The 17,427-nt window shown below is 64.3% G+C and carries 14 protein-coding genes; 5 read left to right on the forward strand and 9 right to left on the reverse strand.

Annotated features, from left to right (window positions below; all coding sequences use genetic code 11):
- On the reverse strand, nt 1-1,362 hold the full coding sequence (gene radA, locus AC1RRJ_RS17720) for a DNA repair protein RadA (RefSeq protein WP_493125099.1): 1,362 nt from the start codon (nt 1,360-1,362) through the stop codon (nt 1-3).
- Nucleotides 1,363-1,499: 137 nt separating this feature from the next.
- On the opposite strand from radA, the gene fsa reads away from it, so the two are divergent.
- From fsa to AC1RRJ_RS17735, 3 genes are all read left to right on the forward strand, one after another.
- Complete coding sequence (gene fsa / locus AC1RRJ_RS17725; protein ID WP_493125101.1) at nt 1,500-2,150, forward strand: fructose-6-phosphate aldolase; 651 nt, start codon at nt 1,500-1,502, stop codon at nt 2,148-2,150.
- Between the two features lie 133 nt (nt 2,151-2,283).
- Entirely contained in the window at nt 2,284-3,087 is an 804-nt protein-coding gene (locus AC1RRJ_RS17730; protein ID WP_493125103.1) for an enoyl-CoA hydratase-related protein, read from the forward strand.
- A 2-nt stretch (nt 3,088-3,089) separates the two neighbouring features.
- Complete coding sequence (locus tag AC1RRJ_RS17735) at nt 3,090-4,598, forward strand: acetyl-CoA acetyltransferase (protein WP_493125105.1); 1,509 nt, start codon at nt 3,090-3,092, stop codon at nt 4,596-4,598.
- A 34-nt stretch (nt 4,599-4,632) separates the two neighbouring features.
- On the opposite strand, the gene amaB is transcribed toward AC1RRJ_RS17735, so the two are convergent.
- Nucleotides 4,633-6,129: an L-piperidine-6-carboxylate dehydrogenase gene (gene amaB / locus AC1RRJ_RS17740; protein WP_493125724.1), complete on the reverse strand. Its 1,497-nt coding sequence runs from the start codon at nt 6,127-6,129 to the stop codon at nt 4,633-4,635.
- 141 nt (nt 6,130-6,270) lie between these two features.
- On the opposite strand from amaB, the gene acs reads away from it, so the two are divergent.
- Nucleotides 6,271-8,208, forward strand: coding sequence for an acetate--CoA ligase (gene acs / locus AC1RRJ_RS17745; protein WP_493125726.1), 1,938 nt, complete (start codon nt 6,271-6,273; stop codon nt 8,206-8,208).
- A 105-nt stretch (nt 8,209-8,313) separates the two neighbouring features.
- Here acs and AC1RRJ_RS17750 read toward each other — a convergent pair whose 3' ends face one another.
- From AC1RRJ_RS17750 to AC1RRJ_RS17775, 6 genes are all read right to left on the reverse strand, one after another.
- The gene (locus tag AC1RRJ_RS17750; RefSeq protein ID WP_493125107.1) at nt 8,314-9,045 is read right to left on the reverse strand and encodes a proteasome-type protease; all 732 of its coding nucleotides are present in this window, start codon (nt 9,043-9,045) and stop codon (nt 8,314-8,316) included.
- Nucleotides 9,046-9,080: 35 nt separating this feature from the next.
- On the reverse strand, nt 9,081-9,884 hold the full coding sequence (locus AC1RRJ_RS17755) for a transglutaminase family protein (RefSeq protein WP_493125109.1): 804 nt from the start codon (nt 9,882-9,884) through the stop codon (nt 9,081-9,083).
- A 9-nt stretch (nt 9,885-9,893) separates the two neighbouring features.
- On the reverse strand, nt 9,894-10,835 hold the full coding sequence (locus AC1RRJ_RS17760) for an alpha-E domain-containing protein (RefSeq protein WP_493125111.1): 942 nt from the start codon (nt 10,833-10,835) through the stop codon (nt 9,894-9,896).
- Nucleotides 10,835-12,232 carry a circularly permuted type 2 ATP-grasp protein gene (locus tag AC1RRJ_RS17765; protein ID WP_493125113.1) on the reverse strand — a complete coding sequence of 466 codons (1,398 nt, stop codon included), beginning with the start codon at nt 12,230-12,232 and terminating at the stop codon, nt 10,835-10,837. Before AC1RRJ_RS17765 ends, AC1RRJ_RS17760 begins: the two co-directional genes overlap by 1 nt.
- A gap of 325 nt (nt 12,233-12,557) precedes the next feature.
- Nucleotides 12,558-15,293 (reverse strand): preprotein translocase subunit SecA, encoded by a 2,736-nt coding sequence (secA, locus tag AC1RRJ_RS17770; protein WP_493125115.1) that lies wholly within the window; start codon nt 15,291-15,293, stop codon nt 12,558-12,560.
- Nucleotides 15,294-15,404: 111 nt separating this feature from the next.
- Nucleotides 15,405-15,809 (reverse strand): hypothetical protein, encoded by a 405-nt coding sequence (locus AC1RRJ_RS17775; protein WP_493125117.1) that lies wholly within the window; start codon nt 15,807-15,809, stop codon nt 15,405-15,407.
- Between the two features lie 64 nt (nt 15,810-15,873).
- Between AC1RRJ_RS17775 and AC1RRJ_RS17780 the strand changes: the two genes are divergently transcribed.
- Nucleotides 15,874-16,680 carry an SDR family oxidoreductase gene (locus AC1RRJ_RS17780; RefSeq protein WP_493125119.1) on the forward strand — a complete coding sequence of 269 codons (807 nt, stop codon included), beginning with the start codon at nt 15,874-15,876 and terminating at the stop codon, nt 16,678-16,680.
- Nucleotides 16,681-16,716: 36 nt separating this feature from the next.
- On the opposite strand, the gene AC1RRJ_RS17785 is transcribed toward AC1RRJ_RS17780, so the two are convergent.
- Nucleotides 16,717-17,427: a head GIN domain-containing protein gene (locus tag AC1RRJ_RS17785; protein ID WP_493125121.1), complete on the reverse strand. Its 711-nt coding sequence runs from the start codon at nt 17,425-17,427 to the stop codon at nt 16,717-16,719.

A 17,427-nucleotide genomic window follows, 5' to 3' on the forward strand; every position in this document is an offset into this window, starting at 1 on the left:
CTAGTCGCGCCCAAGCATCAGGTCAACGAGTTCGCCGAGCCGCTCAAAGCCGGAGACGCTGATCCCCTTCACAGCCTTCATCCCCTTCGGCCCCCAGCCGGTTGAAAAACCGAGCTTTGCCGCTTCGCGCAGGCGCAGCGCATCGTGCGAGACCTGCCGCACCTCGCCCGACAGCGACAATTCGCCAAAGACAATCGCGTCGGCGGGCACCGGCCGCTCGGTGAAGGCCGAAATCAGCGCCGCGGCGACGGCAAGGTCGGCGGCGGGATCGGTCAGGCGGTATCCGCCCGCGATGTTCAGATAGACTTCGGCCGCGCCCATTTGCAGCCCGCAGCGCGCTTCGAGCACCGCGAGCACCATCGCGAGCCGCCCGCTGTCCCATCCGACCACGGCGCGCCGGGGAGTGGCCCCGCTTGCCAGCCGCACTGTCAGCGCCTGCACCTCGACCAGCACTGGCCGCGTGCCTTCCAATGCGGGGAACACCACCGACCCCGGCACATCGCGGCTGCGGTCGGTCAGGAACAGGCTCGACGGGTTCGAAACCTCGCCGAGCCCCTCTTCGCCCATCGCAAAGACACCGATCTCGTCGGTGCCGCCGAAGCGGTTCTTCACCGCGCGCAGGATGCGATACTGGTGGCTGCGCTCACCTTCGAACGCCAGAACCGTGTCCACCATATGCTCGAGTACCCGAGGCCCCGCAATCGTCCCGTCCTTGGTGACATGCCCGACGAGAACGATCGCCGCGCCGCCATCCTTGGCGTAACGGATCAGTTCCTGCGCGCTCGCGCGAACCTGGCTCACCGTCCCCGGCGCGCTGTCGATCAGGTCGCTGTGCATCGTCTGGATCGAATCGATGACGACGAAATCGGCCGACTGCCGATCGAGCGTCGCGAGAATGTCGCGCACCGATGTCGCGCTTGCCAGCGCGACCGGCGCATCGCCGAGCCCGAGCCGCTGCGCGCGCAGCCGCACCTGCGCCGCCGCCTCCTCGCCGCTGATATAGACCACCGACTTTCCTGCCTTCGCGAGGCGCCCGGCCGCCTGCAGAAGCAGTGTAGATTTGCCGATCCCGGGGTCACCGCCGATCAAAGTCGCCGATCCCGCGACGAAACCGCCGCCGAGCGCGCGGTCGAATTCGGCGATTCCGCACAGCATGCGATCGGGCATCTTGCTGTCGGCATCGAGCGTTTCGAGCACCAGCGTACGCCCGCCCTTGCTGAGGTCATGCTTCGCCGAAAAAACGGTCTCGCCCGCCTCCTCGACCAGCGTGTTCCATTCGCCGCAATCGGCGCACTGCCCCTGCCAGCGATAGGTCGCGGACCCGCAATTCTGGCAGACATATTGACGTTTCGCTTTGGCCATGCGGCTCGCATAATCGGAACAAAGATGGAACGCCAGTGGTTTCCCACGAAGAAGGGTGGGGACGGTTCAGTTTTTCCCGCCATTGCTCTAGGGGGATCGGCAACGACCGAATCGCCCCCCGAAAGGAAGCCTGCGCCATGAAATTCTTCGCTGACACTGCCGAAATCGCCGATATTCAGGAGCTCGCCGCGACCGGCCTGCTCGACGGCGTCACCACCAACCCGTCGTTGATCGCCAAGTCCGGCCGCGATTTCAAGGAAGTAACCCGCGAAATCTGCGCGCTGACCAACGGCCCGGTGTCGGCCGAAGTCGTCGCGCTCGACCATGCGACGATGATGCAGGAAGCCGAAATCCTCCGCAAGATTGCCGACAATGTCTGCATCAAGGTGCCGCTGACGATCGACGGGCTCAAGACCTGCAAGGCGCTGACCAGCGACGGCACGATGGTCAATGTCACGCTCTGCTTCTCGGCTGCACAGGCGCTGCTCGCCGCCAAGGCCGGCGCGAGCTTCGTCTCGCCCTTCGTTGGCCGTCACGACGACAATGGCTTCGACGGAATGCAGCTGATCGCCGACATTCGCCTGATCTACGACAATTATGACTATGACACCGAAATCCTGGTCGCCAGCGTCCGCCACGGCATCCACGTCCTCGAAGCCGCCAAGATCGGCGCCGACGTGATGACCGCACCGCCGTCGGTCATCAAGGGCCTGTTCAAGCATATCCTGACCGAAAAGGGCATCGAAGGCTTCCTCGCCGATTGGGCGAAGACCGGCCAGTCGATCTGATTCCAGTCATTGTCTCCGCCTTCGCGGGGGCGATGATTGCTTTCCAGTTGACGTAAACGTTAACTTCGGCCGATAGTTTTCCCAGACAGCCGGGATTCGCCTTGTCGCGACCCCGGCCAATGGGAGAGATTTGATGACCGACACCGCTGCACCCGCCGTTCTCACGGAGCGTCAGGGCCATATATTGATCGTCACGATCAACCGGCCCGAGGCGCGCAACGCGATTAACGCCGCGGTTCATGTCGGCATCGGCACCGCGCTCGAAGAGGCCGAGAACGACCCCGAAATTCGCGTCGTGATCGTCACCGGTGCAGGTGACAAGAGCTTCTGCGCCGGCGCTGACCTTGTCGCGCTGTCGCGAGGCGAGATGCTCCAGCCCGCCGACAAGACGCAGCAGGCGTGGGGATTTGCCGGTATGGTCGCACACCCGATCTCGAAACCGGTCATCGCCGCGGTCAACGGCTTCGCCTTTGGCGGGGGCTGCGAAATCGCGTTGATGAGCGACCTCGTCGTTGCCGCCGATCATGCCCAGTTCGGCCTGCCCGAGGTCAAGGTCGGGCTGTTCGCGGCGGCGGGCGGCGCCTTCCGCATCGTCAAGCAGCTGCCGCAGAAGATCGCGATGGAGCATCTGCTCACCGGCGATCCCTTCGATGCCGCGACTGCCCAGCGCTATGGCTTCGCCAACCGCGTCGTTCCGCTCGCCGACCTCATGCCCACCGCGATCGCGCTCGCCGAAAAGATCGCAGGCAACGCCCCGCTGTCGGTGCAAACCTCGAAGCGCGTCGCACTCCGCATCGCCGACGGCCAGATCGCCGGCGACGACGCGCATTGGGCCGAGAACAGCCGCGAGCGCAAGGCACTGATGTCCAGCGAGGATGCGCGCGAAGGCCCCCTCGCCTTCGCTCAAAAGCGCAAGCCCGAGTGGAAGGCGCGCTGACCATGATCATGACCGATCCCGAACGCATTCCCGTCATCATCGGCGTCGGGCAGGTCAACGACCGGCCCGAAGACTCCGATCAGGGGCTCGACTCGCTCGGGCTGATGGTCGCCGCGCTGAAGGCGGCCGAGGCCGACGCCGGCGGCGGATTGCTGACCGATCTCGACAGCCTCGCGATCGTCGACCAGATCAGCTTTCGCGACCTTGGCAATTTGTGCGAACCGCTCGCCGCCACGATCGGCGCCACCCCGGCGGTCAATTATCAGTCGGCGGCGCCGCACGGCGACACCCCGGTCCGCCTGCTCAACGAGGCGGCGAACCGCATTGGCGCGGGCGAAATCAAACTCGCGGCGATCGTCGGCGGCGAGGCGCTGCGCACCGCCGCCGGCCGCGCCGCGAAACGCGCGCAGGGTGAGGACAAAAGCTACAATGCCGTGCGCGCGGTTTCGAACCGGCGCGAACCCAACTATGCCCAGCTCCACGGCCTGTCGGCGCCGGTCGATGTCTATCCGCTTTACGAAAATGCGACCCGCGCCGCGTGGGGGCAGAGCCTCGCCGAAGCGCAGGGCGAAAGCGCCGCCATCTGGTCGCGTTTCTCCGAAGTCGCCGCCGCGAACGACGGCGCGTGGATCCGCAAGCCCGCGAGCCCCGACGCGATCCTGACCGTCGACGAGCGCAACCGGCCGATCGCCTTTCCCTATTCGAAGCTGATGGTCGCCAACAGTTCGGTGAATCAGGGCGCGGGCTTCATCGTGACGAGCATCGCCGAGGCGTGGCGGCGCGGCATCCCCGAGGAGCGGCTGATCCATATCGGCATGGGCGCCGCGGCAAAGGAGCCCGCGAACATCCTCCACCGCGACCGCTACGACGGCAGCGTCAGCATGGAGACGAGCATCAACCGCACGCTGGGCCTCAACGGCATGACCGTCGCCGATTTCGACCATGTCGAACTCTACAGTTGCTTCCCCTGCGTCCCCAAAATGGCGCGGCGGACGCTGGGCTGGCCGGTCGACAAGCCCGCCACCGTGTTCGGCGGGTTGACCTTCGGCGGCGGCCCGATCGCCAATTATATGAGCCACGCGATCGTCTCGATGGTCGAAAAGCTGCGTCAAGAAGGCCGTTATGGCTTCCTCTTCGCCAATGGCGGCTTCGCGACCGACAATCATTGCATCATATTGGGCAAACAACGCATCGCCGCCGCAAACTTCCCGCAGGATTTCGACTATCAGGCCGAAGCCGATACCGCGCGCGGCGCGGTGCCCGAACTGGTCAAGGACTATGCAGGCCCCGCGACGATCGAAAGCTACACCGTCTTTTACGGTCGCGACGGGAGCCCCAAGGCCGGGGTTGTCGTCGCGCGCACCCCCGAAGGCGCACGAACGCTGGCGCATGTCGATGTAAGCGATGGCGCGATGCTGGCGTTTCTGACCGACGGAACTGAGGAGCCGGTAGGCACCAAAGGGCAGATCGTGCCGCTGGGCGAGGACCGTTTCGGGTGGCACGCGGCCTAAACCTCTCCCCTCCCGCAAGCGGGAGGGGGACTGGTCAAATCTCGAACGAAACCCCCTGCGCCAGCGGCAGTGCATCCGAATAGTTGATCGTGTTGGTCGCGCGACGCATATAGGCGCGCCAGGCGTCCGATCCGCTTTCGCGGCCGCCGCCCGTCTCCTTTTCGCCGCCAAACGCCCCGCCGATTTCCGCGCCCGACGTGCCGAGGTTGACGTTGGCAATGCCACAGTCGGACCCGCTCGCAGCGAGGAAACGCTCGGCCTCGGTCAGATCACGGGTGAAGATCGCCGACGACAACCCCGCCGCAACCCCATTGTGAAGGTCGATCGCGGAATCGAGATCATAATAGCGCATCACATAAAGGATCGGTGCAAACGTCTCTTCGCACACCGGCCCGGTCTGCGACGGCATTTCGACCAGCGCGGGCTTCACATAATAGCTTGCCCCCTCACCGACCCGTGTCCCGCCATGAACGACGCCGCCGGCGGCGCGTGCCGCGCCCAGTGCCGCCTCCATGGCCTCAAACGCCGCGCGGTCGATGAGCGGCCCGACCAGCACCTCACCCTCCAGCGGATTGCCGACCGCGACGCTGGCATATGCGGCCTTCAATCGCCCGACGAAGCCATCGTAAATACTGTCGTGAACGAAAAGTCGTCGCGTCGTCGTGCAACGCTGTCCAGCGGTCCCCATCGCGCCAAAGGCGATGCCGCGCAGCGCGAGATCGAGGTCGGCCGACGGCGCAACGATCGCGCCATTGTTGCCGCCCAGCTCGAGGATCGCGCGCGCGAACCGCGCCGCAATCCGCGGCGCCACCGCCCGGCCCATCCGTGTCGATCCGGTCGCCGACACCAGCGCGACGCGCACGTCGTCGACCAGCGCTTCGCCCGCCTCGCGCCCGCCAATCAGCACCTGCGCCAGCCCCTCGGGAGCGTCGCCGAAACGCGCCGCGGCGCGATCGAAAATCGCCTGCACCGCGAGCGCGGTCAGCGGCGTCTTTTCCGACGGCTTCCAGATGACGGCATTGCCGCACACCAGCGCCAGCGCGGCATTCCACGCCCACACCGCAACCGGGAAGTTGAAAGCCGAGATCACCCCGACGACGCCGAGCGGGTGCCATTGCTCCATCATCCGGTGCCCCGGCCGCTCGGTTGCTATCGTCAGCCCGTATAATTGGCGCGAGAGGCCGACTGCAAAGTCGCAGATGTCGATCATCTCCTGCACTTCGCCCGCGCCTTCGGACGCGATCTTGCCCGCCTCGATCGTCACCAGCTGCGCCAGATCATCTTTCGCCGCGCGCAATTCCTCGCCCCACAGTCGTACCAGCTCGCCGCGCCGCGGCGGCGGGACATGGCGCCAGTAGCGGAACGCCGCAGTCGCCGCATCCAGTCGTTCGTCGATCGCGGCCGCATCGGAGACGCGCACGCGCGCGACCTCTTCGCCGGTCAGCGGGGTCACCGACGGCATCGATCCGTCGGTCCACAGCGCCGGATCGACCCCCAGCCCGCCGAGCAGCCGTTCGATCGTCTGGCCCATTTCCGTCATTATCTGTCCCTCCGTCGGTAGTCCGGCCGCCCCTTGCCTCTTGCGACAATCGGCCTATCGCACCATGAGCGCATTGCAAAGCCAAGCGGGAGAGTCTTCAACGTGTCGTCCGAACTGCCCCCCTCCGAACCCCTGATCCCGGTCCCGGCCGATGCCGCCGCGAACACGCACTGCACCGCCGCCGACTATGACCGCCTCTACGCGCAAAGCATCGCCGATCCCGACGCCTTCTGGGCCGAACAGGCACAGCGCATCGACTGGATGACGCCCCCGACAAAGATCGCGGGCTGGTCGTTCGATCCGGTCGAGATCAAATGGTATGAGGATGGCGTCCTCAATCTTTGCCACAATGCGATCGACCGCCATGTCGCGGCCGGAAACGGCGACCGCACAGCGATCATCTTCGAACCCGACGCCCCCGACGGCGAGACGCGGACGATCAGCTATGCCGCGCTGCTTGCCGACGTGATCCGCATGGCGAATACGCTGAAAAAGCTGGGCGTCCGGAAGGGCGACCGCGTCACCATCTATATGCCGATGATCCCCGAAGGCGCGGTCGCGATGCTCGCCTGCGCGCGCATCGGCGCGGTCCACAGCGTGATCTTCGGCGGCTTCTCGCCCGAGGCGATCCACGGCCGCATCGAGGATTGCGCGAGCGACTGGGTGATCTGCGCTGACGAAGGCCTGCGCGGCGGCAAGACGATCCCGCTGAAAGCCAATGTCGACAAAGCGCTCGAACGCGTCGATGTGAAGGCGGTGCTCGTCATCGCCCACACCGGCGGCGATATCGCCATGAAGGAAGGCCGCGACCATTGGTATGACGCGCTGTCGGCCGAGGTCGATTCGACCTGCCCGTGCGAGCCGATGAACGCCGAAGATCCGCTGTTCATTCTCTACACCTCGGGCTCGACCGGCAAGCCGAAGGGCGTGCTCCACACGGTGGGCGGCTATTCGGTCTGGACAGCCAGCACCTTCCATTATGGCTTCGACTATCGCCCCGGCGAGGTCTTCTGGTGCAGCGCCGACATCGGCTGGGTTACCGGACATAGCTATGTCGTCTATGGCCCGCTGCAAAATGGCGCGACGAGCCTGATGTTCGAGGGCGTGCCCAACTATCCCGGCCACGACCGCTTCTGGCAGGTCGTCGACAAGCATAAGGTCAACATCCTCTACACCGCGCCGACCGCGATCCGCGCGTTGATGCGCGAGGGCGATGATTATGTGACCCGCCACGACCTCAGCTCGATCCGCCTGCTCGGCAGCGTCGGCGAACCGATCAATCCCGAAGCGTGGCGCTGGTATCATCAGCTCGTCGGCAAGGGCCGCGTCCCCGTCGTCGACACATGGTGGCAAACCGAAACCGGCGGGATCATGATCACCACCCTCCCCGGCGCACACCCGATGCAGCCGGGCAGCGCCGGGCGGCCCTTCTTTGGCATCCGGCCGCAGCTCGTCGATGCCGAGGGTGACGTCCTCGCCGACGAACAGATCGGCGGCGCGACCGAGGGCAACCTCTGCATCACGCACAGCTGGCCGGGTCAGGCGCGCACGCTTTACGGCGATCATCAGCGCTTCGCCGAAACCTATTTCTCGACCTATAAGGGCAAATATTTCACCGGCGACGGCTGCCGCCGCGACGGTGACGGCTATTGGCGGATCACCGGGCGCGTCGACGATGTCATCAACGTCTCGGGCCACCGCATGGGCACCGCCGAGGTCGAAAGCGCGCTGGTGCTCCACGCGTCGGTCGCCGAGGCCGCGGTCGTCGGCTTCCCGCACGACATCAAGGGTCAGGGCATCTACGCCTATGTCACGCTCAACGCCGGGGTCGAGCCGACCGACGAAGTTGCCGCCGCGCTCAAGCAGCAGGTGCGCACCGAAATCGGCCCGATCGCGACCCCCGACCATATCCACCTGACGCCCGGCTTGCCCAAGACGCGCTCAGGCAAGATCATGCGCCGTATTTTGCGCAAGATTGCGGAGAATGATTTCGGGTCGCTGGGCGATACATCGACGCTCGCCGATCCGGGCCTGGTCGATGGACTGATCGAAGGGCGAAAGAACAGGTAATCTCACTATCGTCATCCCGGACTTGATCCGGGATTCATTCCGACGGCGCGGCTGTGGACCCCGGATCAAGTCCGGGGTGACGATGATAAATACGCTATCGCTGCGTCAGAAATGAAAGTCGGGCAATTCGGCCAGCGCCATCCCCAGCGCTTCGGCCCAGCCGTCGGCGACGCTGTCGAAATAAGGATCGTCACGCTCGAACCGCCGCTCGCGCACCGTCGTGAAATCGTCGCGCTCATGCACGCGCAGGTCGATCGGCAAATCGACCCCGGCATTCGCCCGGATTGTCGAATCGAACGAGACACAGAGCAATTTCACCGCATCCTCGAACGACATCGCGGGATCATAGGATCGCACGATGATCGGGCGCCCGTATTTCGTCTCGCCGATCTGGAAGAAGGGATTATCCTCCCCCGCCTCGATGAAATTGCCTTCGGGATAGATGAGGAACAACCGCGGTTCGGCGCCCTTGATCTGCCCGCCGACGATCAGCGAGGCGCGAAACAGCGATTCGGCGGCCGGACCTGCGGGATTGTGGCGCATCACGATCTGACGCAGCGTCTCGCCGATGATCGTCGCGACCTGAAACATCGACGGCGCGGCGAGGATCGACGGATTGCGTTCTTCGGGCGCCTTGGTGCGCTCATCGAGGATGCTGACCACCGCCTGCGTCGTTGCCAGATTTCCCGCCGACATCAAGGTGATGACGCGCTCGCCCGGGACGTGCCAGCTGCGCATCTTGCGGACCTGCGAAATGTCGTCGACACCCGCATTGGTGCGGGTGTCCGACATGAACACCAGCCCCTTGTTCAAACGCATGCCGACGCAATAAGTCATGTTTTTCCGGTTTCCCAAGGCTGCCCCGGCCCGGCTTATTGCTGGACCTGCAACTGAACAACCAGATTTTCCTGCGCCGCACCATAGCGCATTCCGCGAACCGGGGCGGCATCGCGATAATCGAGCCCGGTCGCGACCCGGATATAGCGCTGGTCGGGCGAATGGCCGTTGCTGACATCGAAACCGATCCAGCCGATATGGTCGAAATGCGCCTCGGCCCACGCATGGGTCGCGTCCTGATGCGTCCGGTCGTTCATCATCAGATAGCCCGAGACATAACGCGCCGGGTGACCCAGATGGCGCATCGCGGCGATGAAGATATGCGCATGATCCTGACACACGCCGCCCTCGCCGCCCAGCGCCTGCTCGGCGGTCGTCTCGGCATCGGTCATGCCGATCCGGTAGGCCAGCCGGTCGATGATCAGCCCCGACAGCGCGTGCGCGCGCTCGATCTCGCTTGCATGATCGCGGCCCAACGCGGCGGTCAGCGCGCGCACCTGCCGCCCCGCGCGCGTCAGCGCGGTCGGGCGCAGGAAGGTCCACAGCGGCATCGCGCCGCGGTGCGGCCCGATCACCCCGTCCCATGTCTCCAGCTCGACCTCGCCGTGACAGCGGATGACCAGCTCGCTCGCCCCGCCCGCCACCGCGATCAGGTCGACGCCATTGCCATGATGGTCGGTGTAGTGGAGCTGCTGCGCACCACCCTCGACGTCGATCGTCCAGTCGATCACGCGCTGCTGCCCCGGCCGGTCCTTGGGCATCAGTTTGAGCTGCTGCAGCGCATAGCCGACGGGGGCATCATATTGATAACTTGTGGTATGTTCGACGCGCAGCCTCATGAACGGACCCTATTCCACAAACCGGTAATCGCGCTCGATCTGCCGCGCGAGCGCGGCCGTGGCGCGAAGAAAGCCGGTGACATATTCGTGCAGCCCGCCGTCGAAGATCGACTGGATCGGCCCGGCGAGCCGTTCGCGGTTCAGCGCCGCGGCCATCCGCCCCGCCTCGGTCGGCTCGCCATAGCCCTCGGCCAGCTGCGCCAGATTATCCTCCATCCGCTCGCAGCAAAAGGCGAGGCTGCGCGGCATTTGGCGATAGAGGATCAGGAATTCGGCGATTTTCAGCGCGCTGATCTCGGCGCCATAGAGCCAGCGATAGGCGCGGTGCGCCGACACCGATCGCAGGATCGTTTCCCACTGCACATTGTCGATCGTCGTGCCGATATGCGCAACGGATGGCAGCAGCAGATAATATTTGACGTCGAGGATGCGCGCGGTGTTGTCGGCGCGTTCGAGCAGGGTGCCGAGCAGCGAGAAATAATAACCGTCGTTGCGCAGCATCGTCCCGTTGATCGCACCGCGCACCTGCGCGCTTTGCTGGCGGATCGTTGTCAGCACGTCGGGCAGATCATCCTCGCGCACCGGCCGCTTGAGCAGCGCGACAAGCGTCATCCAGCTGGTGTTGACCGCCTCCCACGTCTCGCGGGTCAGCGCGGTGCGCGCGGTACGGGCATTGTCGCGCGCCTGCTTGACCACCGACATGATGCTCGACGGATTGGCAGGATCGCGCAGCAGAAAATCGATCACCCGCGCCGAACTATAGTCGCCGTGCGCCGCCTGAAACGCCTGATTGACCCCCGCGGTGACCAGCACCGATTTCCATTCGGCAGGCGCGGTCGCCGACCGGGTCAGCGCGATGCGGAAACCCGCGTCGATCAGGCGGGCATTATTCTCGCTGCGTTCGAGGTAACGCGCCATCCAGAAGAGGCTGCCTGCGGTTTTGCCTAGCATCAGTCTTCCAACACCCACGTATCCTTGGTCCCGCCACCCTGGCTCGAATTCACCACCAGCGACCCGCTGGTCATCGCAACGCGGGTCAATCCCCCCGGCGTAATCGTCACCCCCTGCGGCGACATCAGGACAAAGGGCCGCAAGTCGACATGGCGCGGCGCCAGCCCCTTTTTGGTGAAGATCGGCACGGTCGACAGCGACAGCGTCGGTTGCGCGATATAATTTCCGGGGTTCGCCTCCAGCTTGGCACGGAAAACCGCGAGTTCCTTCTTGCTCGCCGCCGGACCAACAAGCATCCCGTAACCACCCGACCCATGGACTTCCTTGACCACCAGTTCGGGAAGCCGATCGAGCACTTCGCGCAAATGGTCGGGCTCCGAACAGCGCCACGTCGGCACATTGGGCAATAGTGCCTTTTCGCCGGTGTAGAATTCGATGATATCGGGCATGTAGCTGTACAGCGCCTTGTCGTCGGCGATGCCAGTGCCCGGCGCATTGGCGATGGTGATGCCTCCGGCGCGATACACATCCCAGATGCCGGGGACACCGAGCATCGAATCGGGACGGAAATTCAGCGGGTCGAGATAATCATCGTCGACGCGGCGATAGAGGACGTCGATCGCGCGATACCCTTGCGTCGTCCGCATCGCGACGCGGCCGTCGACGACGCGCAGATCATGCCCCTCGACCAGTTCGGCGCCCATATGATCGGCGAGGAAGCTATGCTCATAATAGGCGCTGTTGTGGATCCCCGGGGTCAGCACCGCGACTGTCGGGGTGCCCTGACACGCGGGTGGCGCACAGGCTGCCAGCGATTTCAAGAGGTTAATCGGATAGTCGCTGACCTCGCGCACCGGAATTTTCGCGAACAGCTCGGGAAACATCTGGAGCATCGTTTCGCGATTTTCGAGCATGTACGACACGCCCGACGGGGTGCGGGCATTATCCTCGAGCACGTAAAATTCGTCGGCACCGGTGCGCACGATGTCGGTGCCGCTGATGTGGGTATAGATGCCGCCCGGCGGGTCGAGCCCCATCATCATCGGCAGGAAAGCCTCATTCCCCGCGATCAGCGAGGTCGGTACCCGGCCGGCGCGCAAAATCTCCTGCCGGTGGTAGATATCGTGAAGAAAGGCGTTGAGCGCGCGGACCCGCTGTTCGATCCCGCGCGACAAGCGGCGCCATTCGCTCGCCGAGATGATGCGCGGCACGACATCGAACGGAATCAGCCGCTCGTCGGCATCGGCCTGACCATAGACGTTGAACGTAATCCCGGTGGTGCGGAAAAAGGCTTCGGCCTGCTGGGTCTTGCGCTGTATGCGCGCCGCATCCTCAGCCTCGAACCACCCGCAATAGTCTCGATAGGGCGACCGGGTTCCGCCCTCCTGGCTCATCATCTCATCGAAAAAAAAGGAAATGCGCCAGCCCTTTCCACGCAACATGCCATCATCCGGCCGCGCCCGATGCTCCGGGTGTGCGCGGCCCCTTATGTTCCAGCTGCTGCGTCACTTGGCCGCTACGTGGCCGCCAAGCTTATGGGAAAGATGCTAATCGTGCCCGCGCACCTTGGCAAGCGGGGTCGTACGGTCGAATTGTTATGGCGCAGAAGAGCCGCCTCCCTTCGTTCGTCATGCCGGCCTCGATCCGGCATCCATTCCGGCGGCGAGGAATGGCCCCCGGGTCAGGCCCGGGGTGACGAAAGGAAGAGAGGGGCTGCCGCGATCAAATCACCCCGTGGCAATGCTTGTATTTGCGGCCCGACCCGCACGGGCACGGCGCATTGCGGCTGAGTTCGAGCTCCGCATAGGGATTTTCCCCCTGCGGCATATCGGGGCGCGGAATCTGCATCGGCGGCAGCGTGTTGGCAATCACCCCCAGCGACCCGTCATCGATATCGGCGCTGTTATCGTCGCCGGTGAAGGGGTCGATATGCGTGGTCAGAAAATCGGGCAGTTCGGGAAGCGGCATCGCTTCGGGTTCGTCCATGCGCAGCTCGAGCCGGGCAATGGTCCGCGTCACATCTTCGCGGATGTTCGACAGCATGCGTTCGAACAACGCAAAGGCTTCCTGCTTATACTCGTTGATCGGCTGCTTCTGCGCATAGGCGCGCAGGAAGACGACCTGGCGCAGCGCGTCGAGGGTCGACAGATGCTCTTTCCAGTGATGGTCGAGCGTCTGGAGCAGCACCGATTTCTCGATGCCCTTCCACGTTTCCTCGTCGACCTGCGCCGCCTTTTCGGCAGCGACGGCATCGGCCTGCTCCTGGATGCGCTGCTCGAACATTTCGGGGTCGACGGCGTCTTCCTCCATCCAGGCGTCAATCGGCAGGTCGAGGTCGAGGATATGTTGCGTCCGCTCCTTCATCTGCTCGATATTCCACTGCTCGGGATAGCTGCCCGCCGGGCATGCGTCGGCGACGATCGCATTGACCGTTTCGGCGCGCATCGCGATCATCACCTCGTCGACGGTTTCGCTGTCGATGATCTCGCCGCGCTGTTCGTAAATGACTTTGCGCTGGTCGTTCATGACGTTGTCATATTCGACGACCTGCTTGCGAATGTCATAGTTGCGCGCTTCGACCTTCTTCTGCGCGGTCTCGATCGCCTTCGACAGCCACTTCGACCCGATCGCTTCGCCATCCTCCAGATTTTTGTTCATCATCTTGGAGAAGAGCGTGTCGGGGCCAAAGATGCGCAGCAGATCATCGTCGAGGCAGAGGTAGAATTTGCTCAGACCGGGGTCGCCCTGACGCCCCGAACGGCCGCGCAGCTGGTTGTCGATGCGGCGGCTTTCGTGGCGCTCGGTCGCGAGCACGAACAGCCCGCCTGCTGCGACCACGGCTTCGCGTTCGGCGGCAACCTCGGCGTGGATGCGCGCAATGCCAGCTTCGCGCTCGGGGCCCTCGGGCACGTCCTTCAACTCGTCGTCGATACGGAATTCTTCGTTGCCACCGAGTTTGATGTCGGTGCCGCGACCCGCCATATTGGTCGCGATCGTGACCGCGCCGGTGCGCCCGGCCTGCGCGACGATATGTGCCTCGCTCTCATGGAAGCGCGCGTTCAGGACGCTGTGCGCGACATTTTCCTTTTCGAGGAAGGAAGACAGAAGCTCCGACTTTTCAATCGACACGGTACCGACCAGCACCGGCTGGCCGCGATCCTGCGCCTCGCGGATCGTCTTGGCGATCGCACCGAACTTGTCGGTGATATTCTTGTAGAATTCATCCTCGTCATCCTGCCGCGCGATCGGCCGGTTGGTCGGAATGGTGACGCAGTTCATCTTGTAAATGTCGAAGAATTCGGCCGCCTCGGTCGAGGCGGTGCCCGTCATGCCCGAAAGCTTCGGATACATGCGGAAATAATTCTGGAAGGTGATCGAAGCGAGGGTCTGGTTCTCGGGCTCGATTTGCACCCGCTCCTTCGCCTCGACCGCCTGGTGCAGGCCGTCGGACCAGCGGCGACCGTCCATCATACGGCCGGTGAATTCGTCGATGATGATGACCTTGTCGTCCTTGACGATATAGTCGGTGTCGATCCGGAACATCTGGATCGCCTTCAGCGCCTGATTGACGTGATGGACGATCTGGGTGTTCTCGATGTCGTAGAGATTATTGCCCTGAAGCAGTCCGGCGTCTTCGAGCAATCGCTCGACATGTTCGGTGCCATCTTCGGTCAGATTGATCGACTTGGACTTTTCATCCTTCTCGAAATCATCATCAGTCAGATTGAGGACCACCTCGTTGACGCGGATATACAGCTCCGACTTGTCGTCGGTGGGGCCCGAGATGATCAGCGGGGTGCGCGCTTCGTCGATCAGGATCGAATCAACCTCGTCGACGATGCCGAAATTAAATTCGCGGTGGACCATCTGCTGGCGGTCGAACTTCATATTGTCGCGCAGATAATCGAAACCGAGCTCGTTGTTCGTCGCATAGGTGATGTCGGCGTTATAGGCGTCGCGGCGCTGCATCTCGTTGAGGTTCGGCACGATGATCCCGGTCGACAGGCCCAGAAAACCATAGACCGCGCTCATCCACTCGGCGTCGCGGCGGGCGAGATAGTCGTTGACGGTGACGACATGAACGCCCTTGCCCTCGATCGCGTTGAGATAGGCGGGCAGCGTCGCCATCAGCGTCTTGCCTTCACCCGTTGCCATTTCGGAAATTTCGCCGCGGTGGAGGACGATGCCGCCGATCATCTGGACGTCGAAATGGCGCATCTTCAGCGTGCGCTTCGCCGCTTCGCGCACCGTCGCAAAGGCTTCGGGCAAGATCTGGTCGAGCGTCTCGCCGCCGGCCAGCCGGTCGCGGAACAACTGCGTCTGTCCGCGCAGCGCATCGTCGTCGAGCGCTTCGAGCGCGGGTTCGAAGCTGTTGATCTTTTCAACGATCTTGCGGATCGAGGCGACATAGCGGTCGTTGGACGAACCGAACAGGCTCTTGGCGAGGCCAGCAAACATAGAAATTTCCTTGGATATTTATACAGTTATCGCAGCCAAACGGCCGCCGGAATACGGATCAGGGCCCCGCATGACGGGGCAGCGTCCGCGTGCGGACGCGGGACGGCGCGGCTATTCGAGCGCGCGGTCGCTGCCGGTGAGAAATCCGGGAAGATGCGGTGCGGCGGCTTTGCGCGTCTTGCGGCCGGAGCCGCTGGACGTGCGCCGCGTCGGGGTTGTCGCGGTCGGGCGGCGTTCGCTGTCGCCAATCTCCGCCTGCGCGCCCGTCTCGGCAAGCAGGACGAGCGCCCCCATCGCCGCCGGAACGGCAGGCGCGGCAACAGCCCGGTCGGCGGTCGCCAGGCCGGTCAGCAATGCCAAAAGGGTCAGCAACAACCGCAAGAAAAGCCCCTCATTACGTTGAACGCACCAGTTATAGCGCGCCCGACGCTGAACATAGGGTGAAAGCGCCATTTCGTCCAGAGGATAGGCGCCCGGCCGCCATTGAAACGCCGCCGCCTTCCGAAACCCGTGCATTTGCACCTTGACCTTCCCCTCGGCTTTGCATCATCTAATTGACAATCATGTAAGGAGAGTCAGGGTGGCACGGAAGGCGATTTTTATCACGGGCGGCGGTTCGGGCATCGGCCGCGCGGTCGCGCGCCACTTTGCGGGCCAGGGCTGGTTCGTCGGCATCGCCGACGTCAATGTGCAGGGAATCGACGAAACCGCAGCACTGCTGCCCGACGGCGCGTCGTCGCGCCATGTCATGGACGTGCGCGACCGCGACCAGTGGAAGGCCGCGCTCGACGCCTTTGCCTCGGCCAGCGGCGGGCGGCTCGACGTCCTGTTCAACAATGCCGGCATCGGGTCGGGCGGCCAGTATCTGGACATGGATCCCGCCGAGGCCGACCGGCTGATCGCGATCAACTTCGGCGGCGTCGTCAACGGCATCTATTGCGCGATGCCGCTGCTGCGCGCCACCCCGGGGGCGACGATCCTCAACACCGGATCAGCATCGGGCTTTTATGGCGTCGCCGGCCTTGCCGTCTATTCGGCGACCAAATTCGCGGTGCGCGGACTGACCGAGGCGCTGGAGATCGAATTTGCGAAAGAGGGCATCAAGGTCCGTTCGCTTATGCCCGGCTTCATCGACACCCCGCTGCTCGATCAGGTCAGCGCCGACAGCAACGAACCCGCGCGCAACCGCCTGTCAGAAGGCGGTTTCGAAATCGCACCCGTCGAGCGCGTCGCCGAGGCCGCGTGGCAAGCCGTGCATGGCGACAAGGTCCACACGCCGGTAGGGAAGATGGCAAAGCGTCTGTCGCTGCTCGCGCGCTGGTTCCCGGGACTGATCATCCGCCAGTCGAAAAAGATCGACCGGCTGGGGATGGCGTCGGGGCACTAGCCAGCTCCCCCCTCCCGCACGCGGGAGGGGAACGGGTCACTTCCCCGCCCCGCACGTCACCGTGCCGCTGCCAATATTGCGAACCGTGCACACCGGCTTGCCCAGCACGACCGTTTTCCCGACCCCGCGCGCCGTGACCGAGGCACTCTTGACCGCGCGCAGCATATGCTCGCCCGCGCCCTCGCTGTCGCTGGTCAGCGCATCGACCACCAGGGCGCCGGCGTCGACCCGGCCCGCACCCGACAGGCTCATCTGGGCCTGCTTGACCTGGCCACCCAGCGTCATCGCGCCATTGCCGACCATCGCGACCGACAGCCGGTCGCTGCTCACCGCTCCAACCGTCAACCGTCCCGGGCCGCGCAGTCCGATCGTAACGCGCGTTCCTTTCAAGCGGTCGATCTGCAGCGATCCCGCGCCGGCGAGCATCGCCGACCGCAGATTGGTGGCATTGATGCGGATCGTCACCGCCCCGCGCGGCTTCCGCCGGGCCTCATCGCCCGCGAACTTGCGCTCGCTGATCACCAGTTTTCCATCGCGCGCCTCGATGCTGATCCGGTCGAGCCCATCCTGCGGCCCCGACGCAACCGCGCTGACCGGCGCGCGCGTTGTCACTTCGACCGCGACATCGGCCAATACTTCGATCGCTTCGAAGCTCGTCAGGCCATAGCGCTTTTCCGCCGCCGCCGCGGGGCCGGAAACGATCAGGGCTGCGGCCGCGATCGCGGCCCATCGCAAGGCATGGGTCAT

The sequence above is a fragment of the Sphingopyxis sp. GW821-FHT12C06 genome (assembly GCF_058807415.1).